The organism is Serratia sp. SA088 (assembly GCF_049065515.1).
In the GTDB taxonomy this organism is placed as follows: domain Bacteria; phylum Pseudomonadota; class Gammaproteobacteria; order Enterobacterales; family Enterobacteriaceae; genus Serratia; species Serratia nematodiphila.
Genome location: NZ_JBAKGW010000001.1, coordinates 781833 through 808826 on the forward strand (window position 1 = coordinate 781833; position 26994 = coordinate 808826).

General features: G+C 61.5%; 28 protein-coding genes. 6 read left to right on the forward strand and 22 right to left on the reverse strand.

What is annotated here, in order from left to right:
- Positions 1–5: 5 nt before the first annotated feature.
- The 5 genes from ACOWVD_RS03855 to ACOWVD_RS03875 form a co-directional block, all read right to left on the reverse strand.
- Positions 6–1118, reverse strand: coding sequence for a sn-glycerol-3-phosphate ABC transporter ATP-binding protein UgpC (locus ACOWVD_RS03855; protein WP_197842842.1), 1113 nt, complete (start codon positions 1116–1118; stop codon positions 6–8).
- 21 nt (positions 1119–1139) lie between these two features.
- Entirely contained in the window at positions 1140–1958 is an 819-nt protein-coding gene (locus tag ACOWVD_RS03860) for a carbohydrate ABC transporter permease (RefSeq protein WP_004938251.1), read from the reverse strand.
- Positions 1959–1968: 10 nt separating this feature from the next.
- Complete coding sequence (locus ACOWVD_RS03865; protein WP_049240895.1) at positions 1969–2910, reverse strand: carbohydrate ABC transporter permease; 942 nt, start codon at positions 2908–2910, stop codon at positions 1969–1971.
- Positions 2911–2988: 78 nt separating this feature from the next.
- Positions 2989–4242 (reverse strand): sugar ABC transporter substrate-binding protein, encoded by a 1254-nt coding sequence (locus ACOWVD_RS03870; RefSeq protein WP_337961749.1) that lies wholly within the window; start codon positions 4240–4242, stop codon positions 2989–2991.
- Between the two features lie 74 nt (positions 4243–4316).
- Positions 4317–4553, reverse strand: a complete 237-nt coding sequence (locus ACOWVD_RS03875; protein WP_164094919.1) for a hypothetical protein — start codon at positions 4551–4553, stop codon at positions 4317–4319.
- A gap of 153 nt (positions 4554–4706) precedes the next feature.
- Between ACOWVD_RS03875 and ACOWVD_RS03880 the strand changes: the two genes are divergently transcribed.
- The 4 genes from ACOWVD_RS03880 to ACOWVD_RS03895 all read left to right on the forward strand — a co-directional run bounded on the left by ACOWVD_RS03880 (position 4707) and on the right by ACOWVD_RS03895 (position 9941).
- Positions 4707–6377, forward strand: coding sequence for a DUF4091 domain-containing protein (locus ACOWVD_RS03880; protein ID WP_421105454.1), 1671 nt, complete (start codon positions 4707–4709; stop codon positions 6375–6377).
- Between the two features lie 155 nt (positions 6378–6532).
- The gene (gene olsF, locus ACOWVD_RS03885; protein ID WP_015377973.1) at positions 6533–8254 is read left to right on the forward strand and encodes an ornithine lipid synthase OlsF; all 1722 of its coding nucleotides are present in this window, start codon (positions 6533–6535) and stop codon (positions 8252–8254) included.
- 101 nt (positions 8255–8355) lie between these two features.
- Complete coding sequence (locus ACOWVD_RS03890; protein WP_154870320.1) at positions 8356–9138, forward strand: N-formylglutamate amidohydrolase; 783 nt, start codon at positions 8356–8358, stop codon at positions 9136–9138.
- 89 nt (positions 9139–9227) lie between these two features.
- Positions 9228–9941, forward strand: coding sequence for a flagellar brake protein (locus ACOWVD_RS03895; RefSeq protein ID WP_049240900.1), 714 nt, complete (start codon positions 9228–9230; stop codon positions 9939–9941).
- A gap of 44 nt (positions 9942–9985) precedes the next feature.
- Here ACOWVD_RS03895 and ACOWVD_RS03900 read toward each other — a convergent pair whose 3' ends face one another.
- From ACOWVD_RS03900 to ACOWVD_RS03910, 3 genes are read right to left on the reverse strand one after another with little or no spacing between them, the layout of a single operon-like run.
- Entirely contained in the window at positions 9986–10828 is an 843-nt protein-coding gene (locus ACOWVD_RS03900) for a PfkB family carbohydrate kinase (protein WP_049240901.1), read from the reverse strand.
- A gap of 3 nt (positions 10829–10831) precedes the next feature.
- The gene (locus tag ACOWVD_RS03905; protein WP_118892000.1) at positions 10832–11548 is read right to left on the reverse strand and encodes a glutamine amidotransferase; all 717 of its coding nucleotides are present in this window, start codon (positions 11546–11548) and stop codon (positions 10832–10834) included.
- The gene (locus ACOWVD_RS03910) at positions 11545–11799 is read right to left on the reverse strand and encodes a hypothetical protein (RefSeq protein ID WP_049240903.1); all 255 of its coding nucleotides are present in this window, start codon (positions 11797–11799) and stop codon (positions 11545–11547) included. Before ACOWVD_RS03910 ends, ACOWVD_RS03905 begins: the two co-directional genes overlap by 4 nt.
- A 66-nt stretch (positions 11800–11865) precedes the next feature.
- Between ACOWVD_RS03910 and ACOWVD_RS03915 the strand changes: the two genes are divergently transcribed.
- Positions 11866–13170, forward strand: coding sequence for an aminotransferase class I/II-fold pyridoxal phosphate-dependent enzyme (locus ACOWVD_RS03915; RefSeq protein ID WP_049240905.1), 1305 nt, complete (start codon positions 11866–11868; stop codon positions 13168–13170).
- On the opposite strand, the gene ACOWVD_RS03920 is transcribed toward ACOWVD_RS03915, so the two are convergent.
- The 5 genes from ACOWVD_RS03920 to ACOWVD_RS03940 all read right to left on the reverse strand — a co-directional run bounded on the left by ACOWVD_RS03920 (position 13167) and on the right by ACOWVD_RS03940 (position 18319).
- Positions 13167–14153: an MsnO8 family LLM class oxidoreductase gene (locus tag ACOWVD_RS03920; RefSeq protein WP_049240906.1), complete on the reverse strand. Its 987-nt coding sequence runs from the start codon at positions 14151–14153 to the stop codon at positions 13167–13169. The genes ACOWVD_RS03915 and ACOWVD_RS03920 overlap by 4 nt on opposite strands.
- A 138-nt stretch (positions 14154–14291) precedes the next feature.
- Positions 14292–15128 carry a D-alanyl-D-alanine endopeptidase gene (gene pbpG / locus ACOWVD_RS03925; protein WP_004938210.1) on the reverse strand — a complete coding sequence of 279 codons (837 nt, stop codon included), beginning with the start codon at positions 15126–15128 and terminating at the stop codon, positions 14292–14294.
- A 93-nt stretch (positions 15129–15221) separates the two neighbouring features.
- On the reverse strand, positions 15222–15647 hold the full coding sequence (gene nudI / locus ACOWVD_RS03930; protein ID WP_015377966.1) for a nucleoside triphosphatase NudI: 426 nt from the start codon (positions 15645–15647) through the stop codon (positions 15222–15224).
- A 120-nt stretch (positions 15648–15767) separates the two neighbouring features.
- A complete protein-coding gene (gene ppk2, locus ACOWVD_RS03935) occupies positions 15768–16682 on the reverse strand; it encodes a polyphosphate kinase 2 (RefSeq protein WP_048323661.1) in 915 nt (304 codons plus the stop codon).
- 26 nt (positions 16683–16708) lie between these two features.
- A complete protein-coding gene (locus ACOWVD_RS03940; protein WP_049240910.1) occupies positions 16709–18319 on the reverse strand; it encodes an inorganic phosphate transporter in 1611 nt (536 codons plus the stop codon).
- Positions 18320–18505: 186 nt separating this feature from the next.
- Here ACOWVD_RS03940 and ACOWVD_RS03945 point away from each other — a divergent pair, with 186 nt between their 5' ends.
- A complete protein-coding gene (locus ACOWVD_RS03945) occupies positions 18506–19534 on the forward strand; it encodes a transporter (RefSeq protein WP_049240912.1) in 1029 nt (342 codons plus the stop codon).
- Here ACOWVD_RS03945 and ACOWVD_RS03950 read toward each other — a convergent pair whose 3' ends face one another.
- The 9 genes from ACOWVD_RS03950 to ACOWVD_RS03990 form a co-directional block, all read right to left on the reverse strand.
- The gene (locus ACOWVD_RS03950) at positions 19535–20068 is read right to left on the reverse strand and encodes an SRPBCC family protein (RefSeq protein ID WP_015377962.1); all 534 of its coding nucleotides are present in this window, start codon (positions 20066–20068) and stop codon (positions 19535–19537) included.
- A 3-nt stretch (positions 20069–20071) separates the two neighbouring features.
- Positions 20072–20419 carry an ArsR/SmtB family transcription factor gene (locus ACOWVD_RS03955; protein ID WP_004938187.1) on the reverse strand — a complete coding sequence of 116 codons (348 nt, stop codon included), beginning with the start codon at positions 20417–20419 and terminating at the stop codon, positions 20072–20074.
- Positions 20420–20502: 83 nt separating this feature from the next.
- On the reverse strand, positions 20503–21729 hold the full coding sequence (locus tag ACOWVD_RS03960) for a Zn-dependent hydrolase (protein WP_421105455.1): 1227 nt from the start codon (positions 21727–21729) through the stop codon (positions 20503–20505).
- Positions 21726–22217, reverse strand: a complete 492-nt coding sequence (locus ACOWVD_RS03965; RefSeq protein WP_015377960.1) for an L-2-amino-thiazoline-4-carboxylic acid hydrolase — start codon at positions 22215–22217, stop codon at positions 21726–21728. Before ACOWVD_RS03965 ends, ACOWVD_RS03960 begins: the two co-directional genes overlap by 4 nt.
- An 18-nt stretch (positions 22218–22235) precedes the next feature.
- Positions 22236–23345: a branched-chain amino acid ABC transporter substrate-binding protein gene (locus tag ACOWVD_RS03970; RefSeq protein ID WP_254901113.1), complete on the reverse strand. Its 1110-nt coding sequence runs from the start codon at positions 23343–23345 to the stop codon at positions 22236–22238.
- A 76-nt stretch (positions 23346–23421) separates the two neighbouring features.
- Positions 23422–24135 carry an ABC transporter ATP-binding protein gene (locus ACOWVD_RS03975; protein WP_015377959.1) on the reverse strand — a complete coding sequence of 238 codons (714 nt, stop codon included), beginning with the start codon at positions 24133–24135 and terminating at the stop codon, positions 23422–23424.
- Complete coding sequence (locus tag ACOWVD_RS03980) at positions 24128–24898, reverse strand: ABC transporter ATP-binding protein (protein WP_421105456.1); 771 nt, start codon at positions 24896–24898, stop codon at positions 24128–24130. Before ACOWVD_RS03980 ends, ACOWVD_RS03975 begins: the two co-directional genes overlap by 8 nt.
- Positions 24895–26007, reverse strand: coding sequence for an ABC transporter permease subunit (locus tag ACOWVD_RS03985; RefSeq protein ID WP_044031172.1), 1113 nt, complete (start codon positions 26005–26007; stop codon positions 24895–24897). Before ACOWVD_RS03985 ends, ACOWVD_RS03980 begins: the two co-directional genes overlap by 4 nt.
- A 10-nt stretch (positions 26008–26017) precedes the next feature.
- Positions 26018–26968, reverse strand: a complete 951-nt coding sequence (locus ACOWVD_RS03990) for a branched-chain amino acid ABC transporter permease (protein WP_421105457.1) — start codon at positions 26966–26968, stop codon at positions 26018–26020.
- Positions 26969–26994 lie beyond the last annotated feature (26 nt).

Sequence of the window (26994 nt, forward strand, 5' to 3'; positions counted from 1 at the left end):
TGTTGTTATTTGAGGTTTTGGCCGCTGAGCTCGTCGAACAAATGCGCGCGCGTCAGATCGAATGCCAGATGAATGTTTTCGCCGAGGCGCGGCTCCCAATCCGGCAGCGACGCCATGCGCAGCACGAAGCGCAAATCGGCCAGTTCGCAGTGCAGCAGCTCTTCGTTGCCCATGCGCTCGATAGTGACGATCTGCGCCGGGAAACAGTTGGCGCTGCCGGGCGCGCACAGCCGCAAGGACTCCGGCCGGATGCCGAGACACACCCGAGCATGCGGGTAGTCCGCCAATTGCCGTTGCAGCGCAGGTGGCAGATCGAGCTGGTGCTGCAGGCCGATACGCAGCTGCACCATTTGGCCGTCGCGCACGATCGCCAGATCGTGCAGGTTCATCGACGGGCTGCCGATAAACTCGGCGACGAAACGGTTGGCGGGGTGGTGATACAGGTTGATCGGTTTATCCACCTGCATGATGGCACCGCGGTTCATCACGCAAATGCGATCGCCCATGGTCATCGCTTCGACCTGATCGTGGGTGACGTACACCATGGTGGCAGCGGCGCCTTCCTGCTTCAGTTGATTGTGCAGTTCGATCAGTTGCACGCGCATCGACACCCGCAGCTTGGCGTCGAGGTTGGACAGCGGCTCGTCAAACAGAAACACCTTGGGTTTGCGCACGATGGCGCGGCCGACCGCCACCCGCTGGCACTGGCCGCCGGAGAGCTGGCCCGGCTTGCGCTGCAGCAGATTGGTGATCTCCAGCTTTTCCGCCGCGTCGCGCACCCGGCGGTCGATCTCGGCCTTGCTCTCTTTGCCGATCAGGCCGAACGCCATGTTCTTGTACACCGTCATGTGCGGGTACAGCGCATAGTTCTGGAACACCATGGCGACGCCGCGATCCTTCGGCATGCTGTCGTTGACGCAGCGATCGTGGATCAGGATCTGCCCCTCGCTGACGCTCTCCAGCCCGGCGATCATCCGCAGCAGGGTGGATTTGGCGCAGCCGGACGGGCCGACGAACACCATAAATTCCCCGTCCTCAATGTCCAGATCGACGCCGTGCAGCGCGTGGAAACCGTTGGGGTACACTTTTTTAACGCTGTTTAACTGAATTCCGGCCATGTTGTTTACCTTGTCTGCGCGTTAGCCTTTCACCCCGGCGCTGGCGATGCCCTGGATGAAATAGCGTTGGAAAATAATGAACAGCATCAGCATCGGGATCACCGCCATCAGCGCCCCGGCCATCAGCAACGGGTATTCCACCCCGGCGCGGCTGGAGAGCGAGGCCAGCCCAACCGGCAGCGTCAGCTTCTCGGTGGTGGTATTGACGATCAGCGGCCACATCAGGTTGTTCCAGCTCCACAGGCCGTTGATGATGACGCAGGCGATAATGCCGGGCCGGATCAGCGGCAGCATGATGCGCCAGAAGATGGCGAAGTAGCTGTAACCGTCGATCAGCGCCGCTTCTTCCATCTCCTTCGGCACCGCCAGGAAGAACTGGCGCAGCAGAAAGGTGGCGTAAACGCTGAAAATGCCCGGCAGTACCAGCCCAGTGATGCTGTTGACCAGCCCCAGCTTCTGCACCACCAGGAATTGCGGGATCAGAAACGCCTGGCCGGGCACCATCAGGATCGACACGCACACCAGAAACACCGCGTCGCGGCCGCGAAAATGCAGGCGCGAGAAGCCATAGGCGGCCAGGGTGGCGATCGCCATCTGCAGGGTGACGGTGAAGAAGGTCGCCAGCAGCGAGTTGAGATAAAAACCGGCGAACGGGATTTCGTGCATCACCCGGCCGTAGGCCTGCAGGCTGGGATGCGCCGGCAGCAGCGTCAGCGGGATCTGAATGCTCTCGGCCTGGGTTTTCAGCGAGGTCACCAGCATCCAGATAAAAGGCACCACCGAGGCCAGCGCCGCCAGCCCCATAAACAGGTACACCAGCGTTTTCTTGCTTGCGTTCATGTGCAGCTCCTCAGCTGACTTTCAGGCGCTTGCCGATCGCCATTTGAATCAGGGTGATCACCAGCGTGACGGCGAACAGCACCACGGTGATGGCGGAGGCGTAACCTTTTTCCTGCAGATAAAACGCGTACTTGTAGAACAGGTTGGTGACGGTCATCACGTCGTTTTCCACCAGTGCGCGGTCGAACATCAGGAACACCACGTCAAAGATTTGCAGGATCTCGATAAAGCTCATCACCGACACGAAGAACAGCGTCGGCACCATCATCGGCAGCGTGATGCAGAAGAAGCGCCGCAGGGTGCCGATGCCGTCGATGTCCGCCGCTTCGTACAGCTGGCGCGGAATGCTCTGCAGCCCGGCCAGCAAAATGATGATCTTCAGCGCCAGCGACGACCAGATGATGATGATGGACACGCTGATGCGCACCACGTCCGGATCGGACAGCCAGGCGACCGGCGTAATGTGCAGCAGGCCCAACGCCTGATTGATCAGGCCGAAATCCTTGTTGAACAGCCATTGCCACACCATGGCCACCGCCGCGGGCATGGTGACCGCCGGCAGGAACAGCAGGGTGCGCAGCAGGCCTTTGCCGCGGATGTTCTGGTTGAGGCCAATCGCCAGCAGCAGCGACAGGCTCAGGCTGATCGGCACGCAGACCACCACGTAAAACAGGGTGTTGGCGGCGGCAGTGTAGAAATCGTCGTCTTCAAACAGGTTGAGATAGTTATCGACGCTGATGCTGCTCCAGCGCATGAATTGGTTCAGATCGGTAAAGCTGTAGAAAATGTTCTGCAAAAAGGGGATCAGGTAAAACACCGTCACCCCCAACAGCAGCGGCAGGATCATCACCCAGCCCCAGAAGCGTTCGGCGCGTTCGAGCCGATTGAGCGCGGGGCGGGCGGTGCGCCGGGATGGTTTCAGGGTGACCGTAGCCGTTTCTGCCAGCGACATGTTGCCATTCCTCACCTATGACGTTCAGCGTGGGTCCACCGCGGCGCGCGCTCGGGGCAGCGCGCCGCGGCGGGGCGATTACTGCTCCATGACGCGCGCGATCTTCTTGACCGATTTGTCCATTTCCTGTTTGGCGTCCGCGCCCATAAAGATCTTCTTCAGGCTGGCGATCCACATGTTTTGCCACTTCGGCGTATTGGTGCCGGCGGTGGGGTAAGCCTGGGTCACTTCCAGGGTCTGGATGTAAGGCGAGACGTCGACTTTCTGAATCTGCTGCGCCCAGACTTTGGCCGCCGTCTTGTTGGCCGGGATCACCACCTTGGCCAGCTCCGCCTGTGAGGCCTCGCTGCTCATGAAGGCGATGTATTTCCAGGCGGCCTGCTTGTGGGCGCTTTTCGCCGACATGGCGAAGGCCAAACTGTGGGCCACGCCGGACTGGCGTTCAATTTTCGGCATCATCACCACGCCGATGTGGTCGTTGATCAGCGGGTTATTGGCGAACGGCGCCGCCAGCCAGGAACCGGCATAGACCATCGCGGCGCGGTTGGACTGGAAGATGTTCTCGGTTTTGACTTCGCTCATCTGCTGGGCGCTTGGCATCAGACCGTCTTTCATCATGCCCTGCAGCTGCTGATAGACCCAGAGGGATTTGTCGTTGGCGATGTCGGTGGGCTGGCCATCTTTCGGCACGATGTGATTGCCGTTTTGGAACAGCAGGTTCATGTAACTGTCCTGACCGTCGATGCTGAGATCCATCACCAGCGGGAAGGCGGCGCCTTTCAGCCCGTTTTTCAGCGCGGCGGCCTTGCTCTTCAGATCGTCCCAGCTCCAGTCGCTGGTGGGATAGCTGACGCCGGCCTGATCGAACAGTTTTTTGTTGTACCACACGGCGATGGAATCGACGTCGCGCGGGATGGCCATCTGTTGGCCGTCGTACTGATAGGCTTTCACCGAGCTGGCGACCACGTCGTCCAGTTTAAGGCTGCTGTCCTTAATATAGGGCGCCAACGGTTCCATAATGCCGTTTTTGGCGTACTGCACAAAATAAGGCATATTGATCCAGAATATATCTGGCGCTACGCCGCCGGCGGCGGCGGAATCTAATTTAACGAAATATTGCGCCGAGGGAGTTAATTCTATTTCTATTTTTATATCCGGATTAGCCTGTTCAAAGCGCTTGGCAATCTCCTGTTCGGCAGGTAATTGGTTTCTGTCCCAAACGGCATAGCGTAAAGTTATTTTATCTGCGGCATGGAGCAGTGTGGGTAATAATAATGCGCTGGCGAGAATAGAATGCGCCAGCAGGCGGCCGGTATTTTTTATCGGTGACATTGCTTTCCCCTCGGTGAGCGACGAATAGCGTTTTTCGCAACGTAAATTCTTTCTATCCCTTAACTTTCAATGTGTCAATACACCCCCAAACGCCCAAAAATGGGGCGACAATGTTTCATTGTTGTTAAAATCGAAAGGCTTTTACGGCCAAGTGAAAGGGGTTTTTGTTTACATTTTATTAACCTTTTGACGGGTTTTTCCCCGGTGGCGCGGCATTTAGCGGCCTTCGCAGGCATAGGAATAACTGATAACCCTTGCACCATAATGGGGATTAAAAATATTTTTATTGTGCAAGCTTCAGCTTCTTTCATTTTTGTGATGCAAATAAACAAAAAAATCTTGCTGGGGCTGTCCGAGGAGGGCGCTTGAACGTTTTTTATTGCCGGCTATTGTTTGTGGCGATAAAAGACGCTAGCCTGAATCTCACAACATTTATTCATCCAAAATAAAGAGGGCGAAATATCATGCGCCTGTCTCTGGTATTTACGCATTGCCTGGAAAAAGTATTTCATCGCCAAAATATGCCGCCCATTGCCGTGGAAAATCGGCTGAGCGGGTTAAATAACGAGGTGCTTTCCTGGCAGGCGGTGTACTGTTTGCAAACCCCGGGCAACGAGACTCGCCATGAGCTGTGTTATCAACTCGACGGGCCGCTGGCGGAGTATATCAGCGTGCGCCAGGTGCAATCGGTGCCGAGCGGTTTTCCCTGTTATCGCGAGACCGATGAGAATTACCTGACCACCGAGCCGGGCTTATTTCCCGATCCGCTGATACCGCTGCCGCAACGGCGTTTTTTTGCCGCCTGCCGCTATTATGGCAGCCTGTGGTTGACCCTGACGCCGCCGGCCGACGCGCAACTGGCCGGCGACTTTCCGTTGACCCTGCGGCTGCTGGATGCCCAGAGCGGCGAGGCGCTGGCCGAGGCCACACTGACGCTGCATCTGGTGCCCGCGGCGTTGCCGCCGCAAACGCTGTTGCACACCGAATGGCTGCACACCGACTGCCTGGCGGATTACTACCGTTTGGCGGTGTTCAGCCCGGCGTACTGGCGCGCGGTGCGCAACTTTGTGCGCTGCGCGGTGCAGGCCGGCGTCAATATGCTGCTGACGCCGCTGTTCACGCCGCCGCTGGATACCGCCGTTGGCGGCGAACGCACCACGGTACAGTTGGTGAGGGTGACACATTCGGCGCACGGGTATGGCTTCGATTTCAGCCGTCTGGCGCAGTGGGTGGCGTTGGCGCAGGAAGAGGGCATCGAGCACTTCGAAATCGCGCCGCTGTTTACCCAATGGGGCGCGGCGCATGCGCCGAAGATCGTGGTGGAGGCGCAGGGCGAGACGCGAACGCAGTTCGGCTGGCACACCGATGCGCAGGGCGAAGCGTATCGGCGTTTCCTACAGGCGCTGCTGCCGGCGTTGACCGCCTGGTTCCGCGAACGGGGGCTGGAACGGCAGGTATGGTTCCATGTTTCCGATGAGCCGACGTTGGACAACCTGGCGGCCTACCGGCGCGCCAGCGCCGCGCTGCGCCCGCTGCTGGATGGCTTCCGCACCTTCGATGCGCTGTCGGATTTCGCGTTTTATCAGCAAGGCCTGGTGGAAACCCCGGTCGTTGCGACCGACCACCTCGAACCTTTTATCGAACACCAGGTCCCCGGCCTGTGGGCCTATTACTGCTGCGTGCAGAAGACTGAGGTCGCCAATCGCTTCTTCGCTCAGCCTTCGGCGCGCAACCGCATATTGGGCGTGCAGCTGTATCTGTACCGCATCGCCGGCTTTCTGCACTGGGGATTCAACTTCTATAACAGCGCCCATTCGCGTGAACGCATCAATCCGTACGCGGTGACCGACAGCGGCCATGCGTTTCCCTCCGGCGATCCGTTCGTGGTCTATCCCGGTGAGGATCTGCAGCCGGTGGAGTCGCTGCGCCTGCGGGTGCTGCACCAGGGGCTGCAAGACATGCGCGCGCTGCAGCTGCTGGAGAGTTTGACCGATCGGGCGACGGTGGAAGCGCTTATAGAAAGTGAGCTGGGCATGCGCATCACCTTCAAGCGTTATCCGCACCAGGCCGGGCCGCTGCTGCGCCTGCGCGACGCGGTAAACCGCCGCATCGAAGCGTTGCTGGCGCCGATGTGAAGGCAAGTGGGGGCGAAAATGCGTCTTTCGCTCCCAATTCGCCATTACTTTGCTATACCTGATAGTCGATGGATTCACTTTATTGTCATGTAACTGACATGTCAGAGTCACGGCTCTGGCTTAAGTTTGCAGCGACTACGTCAGGAGATAACGCGATGTTCAGCCTGGATTCTCTGTTGCAAGATGCATTTCCACACCGCAATACCCCCGCCTGGCAGCGCAGCCTGCTAAGAACCCTTCTCTTCGAAAAAGAATTCAAACAGTTCGCCGCCGATTATCCCCATCTGAAAGGGCTCGATCTGATCGAGCAGGTGGTGGACTACTTTAACCTCAGCTGCGAACTGGTGGACGGCGATCTGGAAAACATCCCGAGCCAGGGGCCGGTGGTGCTCGTGGCCAATCACCCGATCGGCTCGCTCGACGGCTTGGTATTGCTGCGCGCCGTTGCCGCAGTGCGCCCGGACGTGAAAGTGGTGGCCAACCAGCTGCTGACCTACATTGAACCGCTGCGCAGCCTGTTCGTGCCGGTGGATAACGTCGCTTATAAAACCAGCCGCAAACAGATTGAAGGCATGCAGCAGCAGCTGGACAACCAGGGTGCGCTGATCCTGTTCCCGGCTGGCGAAGTGTCGCGCATGAGCCCGAAAGGCATCCGCGACGGCCACTGGCATACCGGTTTTCTGCGCCTGGCCGCCAAAGCGCGCGCGCCGATCGTGCCGATCCACATCAGCGCACGCAACAGCAACCTGTTCTACTTTACCTCTCTGGTCTACCGGCCGCTGTCGACCTTGCTGCTGGTGCGCGAAATGTTCCAGCAGCGGGGCGGGCGCATCAAGATCCGCGTCGGCGGCCGCGTGCCGTTCGCCAACTGGCACGACGGCCACACCAGCGCCAAGGATCTGGCGGAGCGTTTTCGCCGCCACGTCTATCGTCTGGGCCAGGGCAAGCCGGGGCTGTTCGCCAGCGAATCGCCGATCGCGCTGCCGGAAGATCGTCTGGAGCTGAAAAAGGCGCTGGCGAACTGCGAACGGTTGGGGGTAACGCCGGACGGTAAAACCATCTATCTCTATCGTCGCCATGACGAAGCGCGGACGCCAATCCTGCGCGAGCTGGGGCGCCTGCGTGAGATCGCCTTCCGCGCGGTGGGGGAAGGATCCGGCCGCCGCCGCGATCTGGACAGCTACGACGACGATTACTACCACCTGGTGCTGTGGGACGAGGAGGAGCTGGAGATCGTCGGCGCCTATCGCTTCATCCCTACCGCCGAACAAATTGCGCGCAAAGGGCTGGAAAGCATCTACAGCAACAGCCTGTTCCATTATGACCGCGATATGGAACCGATCCTGGCGCAGGGCATCGAGCTGGGGCGCAGCTTCATTCAGCCGGCCTATTGGGGCAAGCGCGGGCTGGACTATTTGTGGCTGGGCATCGGCGCCTATCTGTCGAAATACCCGCAGTACCGCTATCTGTTCGGCCCGGTGTCGATCTCCGGCGGCATGCCGCTGGCAGCACGTGATTTGCTGATCGCCTTCTATCGGCTCTATTTCTCGCCGGACCACGCCTTCGCGCAGTCGCGGCGGCCTTATCCGGCGTCGCTGCCGCAGGTGCTGGCGCAGTTTGCCGGGGACAACTATCAGGAAGATCTGGTGCGGCTGAAGAGCCTGCTCAGCAACATCGGCTGCTCGATCCCAACGCTGTACAAGCAGTACACCGAGCTGTGCGAACCGGGCGGGGTGCAGTTTATCGATTTCGGCACCGATCCGGCGTTCAACAACTGTATCGATGGACTGGTGTTGGTGGATACTACGCGGCTCAAGCCATCGCGGTATCAGCGTTACATCGCGGTGCACCAGCCGCAGCCGGCCGAGACGGCATGACTACAGTCTGACTCATGCCTTTTTGATCTAAGCACGACCTTGGGGCCGGCGACGGGATAGCGCTACGATAAATGTTTTGCTTTCCACCGCCGGAGCCCGCCATGCCCCATTCGTTTATCCCGCCGTTATTGTCCGCCGATGAACCCTCTGCCGCCGCCGTTGAAATCCCGCGCGGCAAAGCGCCCTTTTTGCTGCTGTGCGATCACGCCGGTAAGGCGATACCGCAATCCCTTGGCGACCTTGGTTTGCCGCCGGGGGAGATCGAACGCCACATCGGCTGGGACATCGGCGCGTTGAACGTGTCGCGCCATCTGAGCCGTCAGCTGGACGCCACCCTGATCCACCAGCGTTATTCACGGCTGGTGATCGACTGCAACCGGGCGCCAGGCATCGCCAGCTCGATCCCGCATTTGTCCGAACTGACGCCGATACCCGGCAATATCGGTATTGACGCCGAGCACGCGCTGGCGCGCGAGCGTGAGGTGTTTTTGCCGTATCACCACGCCATCGACGATCATTTGGGGCAACGTCAGCTGCGCGAACTGCCGACGGCGGTGATCGCCATGCACAGTTTCACACCGGTGTTCAAAGGGGAATCGCGCCCCTGGCAGGTGGGGTTGCTGTTTAATCGCTACCCGGAATTTGCCCATCTGTTGGCCGAACTGCTGCGCGAAGAGGGGGATTTGCAGGTGGGGATCAACGAACCCTATGCGATGACCGACGCCACCGACTACACGTTGCCGGTTCATGCGGAACGGCGCGGGTTGCCTTATGTCGGCATCGAAATCCGCCAGGACCTGATCGCCGACGAACGCGGGCAACAGGCGTGGGCGAAACGTTTCGCACGCCTGTTGCCACAGGCCTGGCAGCGCTGGCAAATTTGACTTTAGGAATATTCCCAGAGATGATAACCGTAAGGAATAGGTAATACGTAATACGTAATACGTCATTAGAAAAAAGTCAGGAGAGACGTGTGGAGCACAGCGATAACGGACTGTTTGTTAAACGGGAACGTTTTGAAGTTCTGGCGATTTTGCGTGAAATTTGCAAACAGCGCACGCCGCTGCGCGTAGAGAATCAGCAGCAACGGTTTCAAAGTCTGTTATTGAGCGTCGGGCCGGATAACATCGTGTTTAGCGGTGAAGAAGCGGAAAGCGCCATCGAGGGCGCTTGTACCATCGTGATTGAAAGCCACGACGCCAAGATCGAGTTTTCCGTAGAACAGGCGGAGATGACTGAGCATCAGGGCGTGCAGGCCTGCTCGACCCGGCTGCCGCAGGAGTTGGTCTACATCCAGCGTCGTCGGCAGTTCCGCATCACCACGCCGCACTGGCGCCAATTCTTCTGTACCGGCGAATACCCGGACGGCACGCCTTATGAACTGCGGATCCACGATCTGTCCGCCGGCGGCGTTGGTTTGCGCTTCGACGGCCCGCTGCCGGATTTCTTCCAGCCGGGCCTACTGTTCAAGAAAGCGGAGTTGGAGCTGGGCAGCTACGGCAGCTTCAAGGTCAACATGGAGCTGGTGGTGGTCAACGACGATCAGGAAACCGACGATAACGACCAGGTGGTGCACTTCTCGCGCCTGTCGTGCCGTTTCCTCAAGCTGGGGCTGGCGATGGAGCGAAAAATTCAGAGCGCGGTGTTCGCCTTCGAGTTGGATTTCAACAAAAAGAAAAAACGCTGATATTTATCAGGGGCGGGCATGCTGCCCCTGACTCTCCACAGGTCTTACGGTTTTAACGCCCGCAGGCTGCCGATTTCTTCCCAACCGAAATGCGCCGCTTCGGCCAGTACGTCGCACACTTCGCCGCCGGCGGCAACCACGGCCGCATCGAGCGCGGCGCCGCGCAGCAGATGGCTCACCAGCAGTGCGGTGAACAGATCGCCGGTGCCTTTGACCGCCGATTTGACCTTCGGATGGGTAAAGCACTGCGCTTCCTGCCGGGTGACCAACATTAAACCCACTTCGTCTTCGTGCTGTGCCACGCCCGGCGCACTGGTGACCAGCACCCATTCGGTGGTGTCGTTTAACAGCGCCTGCGCGGCGCGTTGCGTCTGCTCCCGGCTGCTCAGAGAGCGGCCGCACAGCTGCTCCAGTTCGAAACCGTTCGGCGTCAGGCCGTTGGCCAGCCGCAGGAACGGCGAACGATAGCAATTGACGATGCGCTCATCCACGTAGATCCCTTCGCCGTAATCGCCCATCACCGGATCGATATAGATCCTTATCTGCGGATTGAGGGCGCGCACCCGCTGCAGCCAGTTGGCCAGAATATGGCACTGCATCACGTCGCCCAGGTAACCGACGATCACCGCCCGGGTGCGTTTCATCACGCCGCGGGCAATCAGATCGTCGAGAAAGCCGCCGAACCACTCGCCGGAGATGACGCCGCCATGCGGCTTGCCGTAATAGGGCGGGCAGCCGAACAGCACGCTGGGCACCTGCAGCGCTTCCAGCCCCTTTTTCAGCAGGGCCCGGTAGGCGATACCGTTGCCGACGCTGCCGTAAACCACCTGAGATTGAATGCTGATCACGTCGATGGACGGTGATCGCAAGGGTGAAGCCTGTTGCATGAGTTACATCCTTGGTTCGTTATTATCCAGCCAGCGGGCGAACACCTGCCGCGCGCGCTGTTCCAGCCGTGCGCCGTGGTGCGCCGCCTGTTCGCGCAGGCTCTTGGGTGCGATGCCGGCCAGTTCCAGCTCGCAGGCATGACCAATCAACCAGCGTTCGATATCGCGGTGATCCGCCTCCAGATGGAACTGCAGACCGAGCGCGAACCCCTGATAGTCGAAAGCCTGATGCGGGCAAATCGCCGTGCCGGCCAGGCAGCGGGCGCCGTCCGGGATCATGAACATATCGCCGTGCCAATGCAGCACCGGCGTATCGGCCAGCGGCGCCAGCACCGAGTCGTCTTGGGCCGCGAGCGTGGTCAGCGGGGCGAAGCCGATCTCTTTGACGCCGAGCGAAATCACGTCGGCGCCCAGCGCCTGGGCGATCACCTGCGCGCCGAGACACACCCCGAGGGTCGGCCGCCGCTGCGCCAGGCGCTGTTTGACCAGCGCCAATTCATGGTCGAGAAAATCATAGCGCTGCTCACCGGAAAAGTGCCGGGCGGCGCTGATCGGCCCGCCGAGCACCACCAACAGATCGGTCTCTTCATTATTGATAGCACGAATATCATCGCGACCGGCATCGTAATAGTCGATCTGATAGCCACGCAGCGAGAGCAGGGAACCGAGAATACCCAGGTTTTCAAAATTGACGTGTCGAATGGCGACGGCTTTTTTCATTGTTTAACCTCGTGAGCGTGGGGGAACGGCGTCAGCGCCAGCGACTCGCCCAGCACCGTGATGCCCTGCGCGCCGCTCTGATAGACGATGCGGCGTTCGCTGACCTGGCTGAGCTGCACCTGATAACCCTGCGCGGCCGGGAACAGCGCGCACGCCTGCTCCAGCTGATCGGCTGCCCAGGGGGTGAACATCTCCAGGCGGGCAAAGGCTTTTCCTGCATACTGAATGTCGAGCACGTAATGTTTATCCATGGAACCCCTTACTTTTGGCCGCGGAAGCTGCTAATCTTGTCTGAACTAGTACAAAAGGATTTATGTATGACTTTATTGTATGCAAAAGGCGGCGGCGCTGTCCAGATTGCCGAGCAGATCGCCGCACGCATCAAAGACGGCGCGCTGCGGCCGGGCGAGCTGTTGCCGCCGGTACGCCAACTGGCTGCGGAGCTGGAGGTCAATCCGAATACCGTCGCCAGCGCTTATGCCCGATTGCGCGATGCCGGCTTGGTGGCGACGCGCGGGCGGGCGGGAACGGTGGTGCTGGAGCCGCCGCTGGCGGCGGTGAGTGCGGCCTATACGCCGCGTCAGGTGCCGGCGGGAATGTGCGATCTGGCCAGCGGCAATCTGGATGCCGCATTGTTGCCGGCGTTGGCGCTTGGCGCGGCGGAGGTGTTCCCGCAGCAAAATGGTTATGACATCAGTGGCGATCTGCCGGTATTGACCGGTCTGGGACGCGAGTGGCTCAGCCGCCAGGGCGTCACGCTGGGGGAACCGGCGGTGTTCTCCGGCGCGCTGGACGCGATGGAAAAGGCGCTGCGCTGCCATGTGCAGCCGGGTGCGGCGGTGTGGGTGGAAGATCCCTGCTGGCCGCCGCTATTGACGCTGTTGCGCCATCTGCGTCTACGGCCGCTGCCGCTGTCGGTAGATGAACAGGGCTGTCGGCTGCCGGAAAGCGGGGCCGCCGGCGCGGTGATCCTGACGCCGCGCGCTCACAATCCGACCGGCGCTTCGCTCTCTGCGCAGCGCGCGCAACAGTGGCGGCGTTTTCTGCGCGACAACCCGCAGTGTCTGGCGATCGTCGACGACTTCTGGGGGCCGCTGTCGCAGCAGCCGCTGCATCTGCCGTTCGACGGCGATCGCGGCCTGTACGTGTTGTCGCTGAGCAAGTTTCTCAGCCCGGATCTGCGCATCGCGCTGGCCTGCGGCAACCCGACGTTGCTGCAGGCGATGCGCGCCGATCAGTACATCAGCGAACGCTGGGTCAGCCATATCTTGCAACAGATCGCCGCCAGGCTGTGGAGACAGGCCTTGCAGGAAGGGCAACTGCCGCGGGCGCAACAGGCATATCAGGCCAGAAGGGATGAACTGGTGCAGCGGCTCAATGCATTGAATCACACGGCGCTGGCGGTCGGTGAAGGGTTGCATCTGTGGTTGCCGGTGAGGTCGGAAAGCGCCGCCGCGCAGCTGATGGCGCAGCGGGGGTGGTTGGTGCAGGGCGGTGAACCTTTCCGCCTGAAGGGCGGCCCGGCGCTGCGCGTTAGCCTGGCCAACGTGGTGCCGGCACAGCTGGCGCCGCTGGCGCAGGATCTGTCCGAAGCCATGCGGGCCGAGGCGGCGATCAACTAAGCCGGCGTCAGGTTTTCCTCCGCCAGCCGCTGTAGCGAGGTTAACCGGGCGGTCGGTTCGGCGATCGGCGTGTCGATGATGAACTCGTCCACGCCGTACTGCAGCTGCAGCTGCGCCAGTTGCTGATGCACCTGCTGCGCGGTGCCGAGCAGAACATGACTTTCTCGCGGCTCGATGCGGTAGTCGGTGGCGCCGGCCTGTTGCACGAAACTCTCGGCCTGCGCCAGGCTGCCGACGGTCACGCTCTGCTCACCGGCGACGTGCACGCGGTATTGCTGAATCTCCGCCGCCAGCGTCGCGGCCTGCTCCGGGCTCTGCGCCACGATCGCCGCCACCGCCAGCAGCCCCTTGCGGCCGCCGCTGTGTGCGGTGTAGTGCTCCAGCGCTTCTCTAATCTCTTGCGGATTGCCGTTCAGATGCGCGGCGAACACGAAGGCCCAGCCGGATTCAGCCGCCAGCGTCGCGCTCTCTTTACTGGCACCGAGCAAAAAGCGCTGGGCGGCGTGCGGCGGCAACGGCGTGGCGCTCAGGCCCGGTTCGGCGTCGTCGTTCAGGTAAGCGGTCAGCTGCGACAGCTGCTGCGGGAAGGCAGGTTTGTTTTGCCGGTCATGGGCGGCCTGCAGCGCCTGGGTGGCGAGCGGCAGCCCGCCGGGCGCTTTGCCCACCCCGAGATCGACGCGCCCTGGCGCCAGCGCCGCCAGCAGGTTGAAGTTTTCGGCTACCTTGTAGGCGCTGTAGTGCTGCAGCATCACGCCGCCGGAGCCGATGCGAATGCGCGACGTTTGGCCGAGCAGATAACCGATCAGCACCTCCGGCGACGGGCAGGCGAGCTGCGGCGTATTGTGGTGCTCCGCTAACCAGAAACGCCGATATCCCCAGCGTTCCGCCTGTTGCGCCAGATGCAGCGTGCGCGCCAGCGCCTGCGCGGCGCTTTCCCCTTCGGCGATCGGACTCTTTTCCAATATGCTCAAGGCATAAGCCATTTTCCCGCTCCTTTCCTCATCAGATATGCCTGACAAATACCATGCGGGCGGCGCACGCCTTAATACTGATTGGCGATAGGATATTCCATTGATCCAAAACGGATTTGGATATGCGCAGAACGGTAAAGCGACGCGATGTTACCCCTCGAGCCAGGCCTTCAGACGAATGGCGTCACGGTAGTGGCCGTAGCGCGGCTGTGCGCCGAGCAGGATCATCACCACCGGCTGCCCTTTGATGGTGGTGCGCATCACCAGGCAGTGGCCGGCCTCGTCGGTAAAGCCGGTTTTCTGCAGCTGGATCTTCCAGGCGGGGTTGTTGATCAGGCCGTTGGAGCTGCGGTAAACCAGCTGGCCGCGGCCGGGGCGCACTATCTGCTGCTTGTCGGTGCTGAAGCGGCGAATCGACTGATAGCGATAGGCGTGATTGACCATCTTCAGCAGATCGTTGGCGGTCGCCACATTGCGCGGCGTCAGCCCGGTCGGATCGTAGAAGCGGGCGCGTTTCATGCCGATGGCGCGCGCTTTCTGATTCATTTTCGCCACGAAGGCCTTGCGCCCGCCGGGATAACTGCGGCTCAGCGCGGCGGCGGCGCGGTTCTCCGAAGACATCAGGGCGATGTGCAGCATGTCGCGGCGGCTGAGCACCGAGCCGATGGTCAGGCGCGAATGGGTTTTCTTCAGCAGATCGCGATCGGCGGCGGTGACTTTGAGCTTGCTGCCCATCGGGCGTTTGCTGTCCAGGGCGACCATGGCGGTCATCAGTTTGGTGAGCGAGGCGATCGGCAGCACGCGGTTCGGCTGCTTCTGATAAAGGGTCTTTCCGGTGCGTTGATTGACGACCAGCACCGATTTGGCATTCAGCACCAGCGGCGGTGCAGCGGCATGCACGGGCGCCAAAACGAACAGCAGGCTGAACAGCAGGGCGGCGCCGAAGCGCCGGACAGGCAGACGGAGAAAAGCGTGAGATAAAAGCATAACGGCGGCAATAGTGACCCTAAGTGATTAAAAAATATCAAAAGAGTCTGCCCGGCAAATGTGAAGGAAATAGGGCGATAATCGCTCAAACTGTTACAACAATCCCTTTTGCCGCAGGGTGAAGCGGGTGGCCTCGTTCAAATCGTAGTCCGCGAGGCGCTCGCGCGGCACCCAGGCGTAGTCATCGAACTCGTCGTTGATCGTCACGTCGCGGTTGGCGGCATGGCAGTCGAAAATCAGGTAAATCATGTAGATTTGCTCCTGGCTGCCGTCGGCGTAAGTTTTGACGCGCACGTCATCGCGGAAAGTCCAGGGCGTGATGTTGTCGAGGATCAGCGCGGCGCCCAACTCTTCGCGCACTTCGCGCCGCAGCGCCTGTTCTATTTGTTCACCCGGCTCGACGCCGCCGCCGGACAGCGCCCACTGGCCGGGAAACACGCCTTTGTGGGCGGCCATTTTACACAGCAGGAAGGCGTTATCGTTTTCAATCAGCGGGCAGACAATGATGCGTTGGCGCATGGAAGACTCCTGTCAAAATGGAAAGCAACCACTTTAACATGGAGTCTGGCCCCTTAGCGTGAGAGAAATCAAAGCGTTGTATTTGCGCAGAGCTGCGGCAACCGCCTCTCTGCGCTACGGTCAGTAGATTTCCGGCACCACCATGTTGTCTGGCACCGGGTTACGGTGGTACTCCGGGCTGCGTTTGCGCTGCGGCAGCGTGATGACGTTACCTTCGGCTTCCTCATAAGGCACCTGCTGCAGCAGGTGAGTGATGCAGTTCAAGCGGGCCTTTTTCTTGTCGACGCCCTGAACCACCCACCAGGGCGCCTCGGCAATGTTAGTGCGCGCTAACATGATTTCTTTGGCCTCGGTGTAGTCCTCCCAGCGGCGGCGGCTTTCCAGATCCATCGGGCTGAGCTTCCACTGCTTGAGCGGATCGTGAATGCGGCTGAGGAAACGCAGCTCCTGCTCCTCATCGGTGATCGAAAACCAGTATTTGACGATTTGGATGCCGCTGCGCGTCAGCATTTTTTCGAATTCCGGCACGCTGCGGAAAAACTCCTCGTACTCTTCGTCGTTGCAAAAGCCCATCACGCGCTCCACGCCGGCGCGGTTATACCAGCTGCGGTCGAACAGCACCATTTCGCCGGCGGCGGGCAGATGCGCGATATAGCGCTGAAAATACCACTGGGTGCGTTCGCGGTCGTTCGGCGCCGGCAGCGCCGCCACGCGGCAGGTGCGCGGGTTGAGGCGCTGGGTAATGCGTTTGATCACGCCGCCCTTGCCGGCGGCGTCGCGGCCTTCGAAGAGGATCACCAGCCGATGGCCGGTACGCATCACCCAGTCCTGCAGCTTTACCAGTTCACCCTGCAGGCGCAGCAGTTCGCGGAAGTATTGCTTGCGCCAGGCTTTCTTCGCGTCGCTGTCGACTTCTGCCGCGTCGAAGCGCAGGTCGTCCAGCTCCATTTCCAGCTCTTCGTCGTAGCTGTCGTAAAATTCTTGCAGCAGGCGCTGGTTGAATCCGTCTTCGCGGTTGAATTCATGCATGGTCATCAGATTTTCTCCGTATCAGCCCGGTGTTAGAAATGGTTGAAGATCCAGTACAGCACCGCCGACAGCAGCACTGAGGCCGGCAGCGTCAGCACCCAGGCCATCAGCAGATTGCGCAGGGTGGCCATCTGCAGGCCGGAGCGGTTGGCTGCCATGGTGCCGGCGATGCCGGATGAAAGTACGTGAGTGGTCGAAACCGGCAAGCCGAAGGCGTCGGCCGCGCCGATGGTAGTCATCGCCACCAGTTCGGCGCTGGCGCCCTGGGCGTAGGTCAGGTGCGATTTGCCGATCTTTTCGCCCACCGTCACCACGATACGGCGCCAGCCGACCATGGTGCCGAGCCCCAGTGCAATCGCCACCACCACTTTCACCCAGAAGGGAATGAAGCGGGTGGCGTTGTCGAGTTCGCCCTTCAGCGCGTCGAGGTTGCGCTGCGTGTCGGGATTGATCTGCAACTGATGCTCTGCCTTCAGGTGCTTGATGGTCTCGGACGCCAGGTACATGTCGTTGCGGGTGTTCGACACCGCCTGCGCCGGGATCTTGTCGACCGAGCCGTACTGGCGAATTTGATCGCCGATCGCGCCGGTCAGTTGCGCCAGCGCCGGCACCACCTCCGGCGTCAGATCGCTGGTGCGCACATAGCCGGTCAGCACCTCGCGCGGCGGCGTTTGGCCGCCGGCCGGGAACTGGCGCAGCAGCTCGTTTTTGGTCACCTCCGCCAGCGCCGCCACCCGGGGGATCTGCTCCGGCGGCATCGAACGGTTCAGGGCGTAGGCGATCGGCATGGTGCCCACCAGGATCAGCATGATAAGGCCCATGCCTTTCTGGCCGTCGTTGGAGCCGTGGGCAAAGGAAACGCCGGTGCAGGTGAGGATCAGCAATCCGCGGATCCACAGCGGCGGCGGGCTATTGTCTTTAGGCGCGCTGTACAGCTGGCGGTTCTTGACAAACAGCTTCAGCGCCAGCAGCAGCAGGCCGGCGAACACGAAGCCGATCACCGGCGACAGCAGCAGCGCATAGCCCACCTTGATCGCCTGGCCCCAGTCCACGCCGCTGGTGCCGGTGCGGCCGTGGATCAGGGCATTGGCCACGCCAACGCCGATAATCGAGCCGATCAGCGTATGCGACGACGAGGCGGGCAGCCCGAGCCACCAGGTGCCGAGGTTCCAGATGATGGCGGAGAACAGCAGGGCGTACACCATGGCGAAGCCGTTGCCGGTGCCGGCCTGCAGGATCAGCTCGACCGGCAGCAGCGAAATGATGCCGAAGGCCACCACGCCGCTGGAGAGCAACACGCCGAGAAAGTTGAAGAAACCGGACCACACCACGGCGACCATCGGCGACAGCGAGTGGGTGTAAATCACCGTCGCGACCGCATTGGCGGTGTCGTGGAAGCCGTTGACGAATTCAAAGCCCAGCGCGATCAGCAGCGCCAGCCCCAATAATAAAAACGGAATGTAACTGGTATAGACGGCGCCGGCGTCGCTGACGTCGTTAAATAAGTTCACCCCGGCGAACGCGATCCCCAGAATTAATAAAAACACAAAAAAAAGAACAGTGAGTCGACTGTTCTTTTGATGCAGTTTGGGCAGGCTGGCGGCGGCCGGCACACCCGTTTGAACGGCGCTGTTATCGCTCATAATGACCTTCCTGAGAGGATTGAATGCGGTAGCTGTCGCCTGAAAAGTATTCTGAATGAATGTGGCTTTTTTATGACGAAAATATTAATCATCGGGAACGGCGAAAATCATTAACGCCGATAAATAAAGATTGTTATAACAGCGGGGACGGTCTTGGGTTAACGGCAACAGGCAGGATAAGGCGTTATGGTGCAACGGTTAGCGGAAAAGATGCACAAGCTTGATTTCGATGATGAAGTGACCGGGCTGATCTACGGCCATGTGTTTCGTTCCGGTGAGCCGCCGGTGCGCCTGAACTCGCAGCAGATCTGTCAGGCCTACCAGGCTTTGCCGTCCGGCGACGGCTTTGTCTGGCTGCACCTCAATCTCAACCACGCGGCGGCGGAGAAGTGGCTGAAAAACCATTTCGCCATTTCCGACTTTTTCTTCCACGAAATTCGGCATGGTTCCCACACCACGCGCATCGAGCGCCAGGGCGACGATCTGTTCGCGGTGCTCAACGACGTGATTTTCCACCCTGAGGACAGCAACCCGGAAACGGCGACGCTGTGGCTCTATTGCTGCCGTGGGCTGGTGGTCACCGTGCGTCACAAACCGGTGCGATTGATTGAACGGCTGCTTGGCCGCCTGACGGCGCTGGAGCTGGCATCGTCTACCGAGCTGCTGGCGCACCTGCTGGAAGAGCAGGAGGACGTGCTGGAGCAGGTGGTGCGGCAGGCTAACCAGTATGTCGATACCATCGAGGATCGCCTGCTGACCCGCCGCGTCAAACGCAACCGCGCCGAGCTGGGGCGCATGCGCCGCATGTTATTGCGCTTTCAGCGCCTGTTGGCGCCGGAACCGGCCGCGCTGTTTCGCCTGTTGAACCGGCCGCCGGCCTGGCTGAGCCGCGAGGTGGTGCAGGATCTGCGGCAGTTTACCGAAGAGTTCACCGTGGTGTTGAACGATCTCGCCAGCCTGACCGAACGCATCCGGCTGCTGCAGGAAGAACTGGGCGCCAAGCTGATGGAGCAGAATAACCGCACGCTCTACACCTTGACGGTGATCACCGTACTGGCGTTGCCGATCAACATCGTCGCCGGTTTCTTCGGCATGAACGTCGGAGGGATACCGCTGGCCAGCAATCACCACGGTTTTATCCTGCTGGTGTTGCTGGTCGGCAGTTTTACGCTGATCGCCGGTTATCTGGCGTTCAGGCGCAGGGACGAGTCGTAATTACAGGCGGGCGCGGTACTCTTCTTCCAGCCGGGCATGGGTGCTCCAGAACGGCTGCGGCGCCCGATCGTGCAGACGATCCAGCAGGATATCCAGATGGGTGTGCCAGCCGCCGGCGACGCTGAGCATCTCGTCGCGGTTGGCCAGGCGCCGGTGGGTGACCGTCAGCAGCACCGCGTTTCCCTGTTCCGTCAGCTCGAAGGTCACCTCGGAAGGGCGGCCCTGATCTTGTTCGGCCCAGGTAAAGCTCAGCAGGCGCGGCGGGAACAGGCAGGTGATGTGGCCGCGGTTGCTGACGCAGCCGCCGTGCTGTTTGTACTTGGCCGGCGGTGGCTCGTGCTCGCCCGCCAGATCGGAGTTGCGAAACTCCAGCTCCAGCGGCGCGCCGTTTTCCAACTTCATGGCGCCGGCCGCCAGCCAGGTGGCGCGCTTGTCGGATTCGGTCAGGTAAGCCCACACCCGTTCGATGGGGCCGGGCAGCAGCCGCTGGATGCGCAGCGTGCCGGGTTCGATAATCATGCCGTAATCATTCATGGTTCACTCCTTGGGAGGAAGCTGTTCGGGCTGCAGCAGCGCCTGTTCGAGCGCATCCAGCCGTTCAGTCCAGAAATGTTCATAGGTTTGCAGCCAGTGCATGGCCTGCGCCATAGGCTCGGGTTCGAGCCGGCAGATATGGTTTCTTCCTTGCACGGTGCGTTGCACCAGGCCCGCATGTTCCAGTGCTTTCACGTGCTTGGAGGCGCCGGCGAACGACATCTGCAGCGGCGCGGCCAGTTCGCCGATGCTGCGCTCACCGCCGGCCAGCGCGCGTAACATCGAGCGGCGGGTCGGGTCGGCCAGCGCATGAAAAATGGCGTCCAGCTGTGAGGAAGATAATTCAACCATATGGTTGAATATAGAACAGGCGGGCTAATATTCAACCGTTTTGTTGAATATTTTTTGGCCCCGGCAAGAAACCGGGGCGAGGATCAGGCGCCGGCGTGCGCCAGCAGGGCGTTCAGCAATACGTCGGCGCCGGCGGCGGCCCAGGCGGGGGTGATATCTTCCCGCTCGTTGTGGCTGATGCCGTCCACGCAGGGAATGAAAATCATGGCGGTCGGAGCGACGCGGTTAAGGTAACAGGCATCGTGGCCGGCGCCGGAAATCATGTCGCGATGGCGATAGCCCAACGCTTGCGCGGCATGACGTACGCTGTCGATGCAGCCCCGATCGAAAGCGACCGGGGGATACTGGAAGATGCGCTCGGCGCGCGCGGTCAGGCTGCCGTCGTTGACGGCGTTCACCGCCGTCAGCAGGCGCTGCTCCATCTGCTCCAGAATTGACTCCTCTGGATGGCGGAATTCGACGCTGAAAAAGACGCGTCCCGGCACCACGTTGCGTGAATTGGGGGTAATTTGCGCCATGCCCACCGTGGCGCGCGCGTCGGGCGCGAAATCCCAACCGATGCGGTTGACCGCCGTGACCAGCGCCGCAAAGCCGAGCAGGGCGTCGCGGCGCCGATCCATCGGCGTGGTGCCGGCATGGGCGCTGAAGCCGACGACCTCCAGTTCATACCAGCGCTGCCCTTGTGCGGCAGTGACTACGCCGATGTCGAGATGCTCCGCTTCCAGAATCGGCCCCTGTTCGATGTGCAACTCGAAGGCGGCGTGGATCGGCACGCCGCCCACCGGATACTCGCCGGCGTAGCCGATGCGCTCCAGCGCGTCGCCGAGGCTGACGCCGTGCTCGTCGCGGCGCGTCAGGCCGTATTCCAGGTCGAATACCCCGGCGAACACGCCCGAGGCGATCATCGCCGGCGCGAAGCGGGCGCCTTCTTCGTTGGTCCAGTTGATCACTTCAATCGCGCGTTCGGTGGCGATCTGCCGATCGTTAAGGGTACGAATAACTTCTAATCCGGCCAGCACGCCGTAGATGCCGTCGAAACGGCCGCCGCGGGGCTGCGAATCACCGTGCGAGCCGGTGACGACCGGCGCCAGCTCGGGGCGAGCGCCTTCACGGCGCAGGAACATGTTGCCCATTTTGTCGACGCGTACGGTGCAACCCGCCTCCAGCGCCCAGGCGCGCAGCTGATCGCGCGCTTGCCGATCTTCTTCACTCAGCGCCAGCCGGGTGACGCCGTTATTGGCGATGGCGCCGAACTGCGCCATCGTCTGTAGGCTTTGCCACAGGCGCTCGCCGTTGACTCGATACGTCATTGATCTTCTCCCGGTGTTTTAGCGGTGTAGCGGAAATCGCAGCAGGGGGCGCCGGACATGATGGTCTGGCTGCGCTGCAGTTCAACGTCAGGCGCATAGCCGACGATAAACTGGCTGTCGCGAGCGCAGGAGAGCAGGTGGCCGATCTCCCCAAGCCCCATCTCGTGATACATCTCGGCGTAGCGGCAGCGGGTGACGTTATAGTCGAAGTGCTGTTCGTCCTGATTGATCACCTCGACGCGCAGCGCATCGTCTTTTTCCCACAGGTACTGCAAGGCGGCGAAGCTGCGCAGATCCGCGCCGTTCGGTTCCTGAGCGGCGAACTGTTTGCCCGCCGCGATGGCGGCATTCTCGATGGCCTCGCCGATCACCGCCTGGGCGCGCGCCTTGCCGATTTCACGCACCAGGATCTGGTAGATCGGTTTGATGATCTCCGCCTCGATTTTTCTGCGGGCCAAAATGCCCAACTCGTTGTTTGCACAGCTCATCGCCTTGCTCCTCTTGATTTATTGTGGTTTGGCGCCGCCCAACACGGTTTGCGGCTGCCATTTGCCGTCAACCACCCGATACAGGGTGAAGCTCGGCTGTTGCAGGTTGCCCTGCGCATCGAAGGCGATGGCGCCGGTCACGCCCTGATAATGTATGGCGCGCAGTTTCGGCAGATAATCGGCCGGGTTGGCCGAGCCGGCCTGTTCGATGGCGGCGATCAGCACTCGGGTGGCGTCGTAGGCGAAGGGCGCATGCAGTTCGATGTGGGTGTGGTAACGATCGCGGTAGGCTTGCTCAAACGCCTTGCCGCCCGGCATCTGTTCCAGCGGCAGCCCCGGCTCCAACGCAACGACGCCTTCACCTTCCTGCTGCGCCAGCGTCAGGAAGGTTTGGCTGACAAAGCCGCCGGCGCCCATCAGCTGCGCGTTCATGCCCAGCTGTTTCAGTTTGCGCGCCAGCGGCGCCGCCTGGGAATCTACGCCGCCAAAGAAGATCAGATCGGCGTTTTTGCTGCGCACGGTGGTCAGCACGGCGCTGAAATCGACGGTCTTGTCATCGACGTATTCACGGGCAACCGGCTGCACGCCCTGGGCCTGCAGCGATTTGATGAATTCGTCCGCCAGCCCCTGGCCGAAAGCGGTGCGATCGTCGATCACCGCGATGCGCTTGGCTTTCAGCGTCTTCACCGCATATTGCCCGGCGTAGTTGCCGCCGTCGTCGTCGTGGCCCATCACGCGAAAGCTGGTGTCAAAACCTTGTTGCGTATAGCCGTGACCGGTGGCGACCGGCGCCACCTGGGCGATGCCGGCGTCGTGATAGATGCGCGCCGCCGGGATGCTGGTGCCGGTGTTCCAGTGGCCGACCACGCCGGCGACGCCTTCGTCGACCAAACGCTGCGCCACGGCCACGGCGGTGCGCGGATCGGACTGGTCGTCCTCGGACACCAGTTTGAAGGTGACCGGTTTGCCGTTCAGCGTCGGTTTCTGCGCGTTAGCGTCGGCGATCGCCAGTTGCGCGCCGTTTTCGAGATCTTTGCCGATGCGCGCGGAAGGGCCGGTCAGCGGCCCGGCCAGGCCGATCAGCACGGTGTCGGCCGCCAGCGCCGGGAGGCTAAGAATCATTGTCATGGCAGCCAGCGCCAACGGTTTGATGCGAATGTTCTGTTGCATGTCATACTCCTGGTGCGGTTAAAAGAAACAACGGTTATTCACCCAAATAGATCTGTTTGATTTTTTCATCGTCCAGCATGTCGGCGGAACGGCCGCTGTGGCTCAGGCTGCCGCTGTCCAACACATAGGCGCGATCGGTGGACTCCAGCGCCAGGCGGGCGTTCTGCTCGACCAATAGTAGCGTGACGCCGTCACGGGCTAACTGCTTGATGACCGTGAAAATGGCTTCCACCACAATCGGCGCCAGCCCCATCGAGGGTTCGTCCAATATCAGCAACCGCGGGCGGCTGAGCAGCGCGCGCCCCATCGCCACCATCTGCTGTTCACCGCCCGAAAGTAGCCCGGCCGGTTGGTGCAGACGCTCGCTCAGCCGCGGGAAGGTGGCGCACACCCGTTCGAAATCTTGCCGCACCGCCGATTTGTCGCGCCGCGCATAGGCGCCGAGCTGCAGGTTCTCCCGCACCGTCAAACGGGTGAAAATGCCGCGTCCCTCCGGCACCATCACCAGCCCCCGTTGCAGCAACCGGTGCGGCGGCACGCCGCGAATCGAGAAACCGTCGAACAGGATGTCGCCTTCGAACGGCTGCAGGCCGGTCAGCGCTCGCAGGCTGGAGGTCTTGCCCGCGCCATTGGCGCCGATCAGTGTCACCTGTTCGCCGGCGTTGACCATAAAATCGATGCCTTTGACCGCATGAATGCCGCCATAAGACACTTTGAGTCGTTTAACGCTCAGCAGGGCTTCAGACATGCGCGCCGCCTCCCAGATAGGCCTGAATGACCGCCGGTTCACGTCGCACCTGCGCCGGCTCGCCTCCGGCGATCGCTTTGCCGTAATCCAGCACCGTCAGCCGATCGCACAGACCCATCACCAGTTTGACGTCGTGTTCGATCAGCAGCAGCGTTTTACCGCTGTCGCGGATGCGCAGCAGCAGCTCGCGCAGCGCCACTTTTTCACCGGCGTTCATGCCGGCCGCCGGTTCATCCAGCGCCAGCAGCCGGGGCTCGGTCGCCAGCGCGCGGGCAATCTCCAGACGGCGTTGGTGGCCATAGGCGAGATCGCCGGCGCGGTAATGGGCGAATTGGCTGATGCCGACGTACTCCAGCAGCGCATGAGATTTATCGCGCACCGCCTGTTCCTCCTCTTTCGCGCGCCCGTGGCGAGCGATCGCCGCCCACAGGCCGTTGCGGGTGCGCACATGGCAGCCGACCATCACGTTTTCCAGCACGCTCATTTCGTTGAACAACCGCAGGTTCTGGAAGGTGCGGGCGATGCCGGCCTGCGCCACTTTGTCGATGGCCTGCGGTTTATAGCGCTGGCCCAACAGGCTGAACTCGCCCTCGTCGGCGCGATACAGGCCGGTGATCAGGTTGAAGCAGGTGGTTTTGCCGGCGCCGTTCGGCCCGATCAGGCCGTAGATTTCCCCTTGGCGGATGCTCATGCTGACGTCATCCACCGCCGTCAGGCCGCCGAAACGTTTGCTGACGTGATTTAAAGCGAGCAGCGGCGTCATGCGGCGTTCCTCCCGGCATGGCGAGCCGGCCATAGGCCCGCTGGGCGATACAGCATCACCAGGATCAGCGCCAGGCCGTAGAACAGTTGGCGGATGATTTCCGGGTCGATCAGCACCTGGCCGAACAGCGCCTGCTGCAGCGGCCCCATGCTGCTGCGCAGCAGCTCCGGCAGGGCGGCCAGCAGCAGCGCGCCCAGGATCACGCCGGGGATGTGCCCCATACCGCCGAGCACCACCATCGCCAGTACGGCGATCGATTCCTGCAGGGTGAAGGATTCCGGCGACACGAAGCCTTGAAACGCGGCGAACAGCGCGCCGGCCACGCCGCCGAAGGTGGCGCCGATGGCGAAGGCCAGCAGCTTGAAGTTGCGGGTGTTGATGCCCATCGCCCGCGCGGCGTCCTCGTCTTCGCGGATCGCCGTCCATGCGCGGCCAATGCGCGAATTCTGCAGCCGCAGGCTGATAAACAGGATCGCCAGAAGCAGCGCGGCGAACAGGTAGTAATACAGGTACAGGCCGGAAAAACGCACGCCGAACCACTCATGCATGCCGGAAAACTTCAGGCCGAACAGGCTGACCGGATCGACGCCGGAAATGCCTTTGGGGCCGTTGGTGAGGTTGACCGGGCGATCCAGGTTGCGCATCAGAATGCGCACGATCTCGCCAAAGCCCAGCGTGACGATCGCCAGATAATCGCCGCGCAGCCGCAGCGTCGGCGCGCCGAGCAGGATGCCGCACGCCGCCGCCAGCAGCGCCGCCAGCGGGATCAGCCACAGCATCGACAGATGCAGTCCGTCGGGGAACCACTGCAGCAGCAGCGGGAACTGCTGCGTCAGATGCGGTGACGACAGCAGCGCGGCCAGATAGGCGCCAACGGCGTAAAAAGCGATAAAGCCCATGTCCAGCAATCCGGTCATGCCCACCACGATGTTCAGCCCGAGCGCCAGCATCAGGTACAGCAAGGCGAAGTCGACAACGCGCACCCAATAGTTGCCGCCGGCGGCACCCGCCACCCAGGGCGCCAGCAGCAGGGCGAGAATGAACAACGTCAGCCCCAGCCCGGCGCGACGCGGCCTGGCCAGAGGAGCGGGGGGAGTCAAAACGGTCATCATGATGTCCTTATGCGCGCGTGGCGATGCGTTCGCCCAACAGCCCGGAGGGGCGGAAAACCAGCACGGCGATCAGCACCAGAAACGCGAACACGTCCTGGTAGTTGCTGCCGAACAAGCCGCCGGTCAACTCGCCGAGATAGCCGGTGCCCAGCGATTCGAACAGCCCCAGCAGCAATCCGCCGAGCATCGCGCCGCGCAGGTTGCCGATGCCGCCGAGCACGGCGGCGGTAAACGCCTTGATGCCGGGCAGAAAGCCCATCGAGAAACCGGCGTTGCCGTAGTTGCTGGCCATCATGATGCCGGCGACCGCCGCCAGCGCGCCGCCGAGCGCGAAGGTCAGAACGATGATGCGGTCAGGACTGATGCCCATCAGGCCGGCGACCTGCGGGTTTTCCGCCGTGGCGCGCATGGCGCGGCCGAAACGGCTGTGTTCGACCAGCAGCCAGAGGCCGGCCATCACCGCTACGGCCACCGCCAGCGTGACGATCGCCGTGCCGGTGATCACCGCCGGCGCATGTTCGGCGCTGCCTGCGGTCAGGGCGATGGGCGTCATCGGCAACAGCTGCGGAAACATCAGGGGATTGCGTGACCAGATCAGCATCGCCAGGGTTTGCAACAGCAGCGAGACGCCGATGCCGCTGATCAGCGGGGCCAGGCGCGGTGCATTACGCAACCGGCGATAGGCCAGACGCTCGATCGCCATCGAGGTGATGGCGCAGACCGCCATGGCGAACAGGGCCGCCAGCAGCAGCGTGGCGTAGGGCGATAACGCGGGAAAGTGGTGTTGCAACACGCTTATCGTCGACAGCGCGCTCAGCGCCCCGACCATCAGCACGTCGCCGTGCGCGAAGTTGATGATGCGCAGGATGCCGTACACCATGGTGTAGCCGAGCGCGATCAGCGCATAAATGCTGCCGAGCATCAAACCGTTGACGGTTTGCTGTACCAGCGTATCCATAAGGAGAGTCCGGAGATAATGAGTCA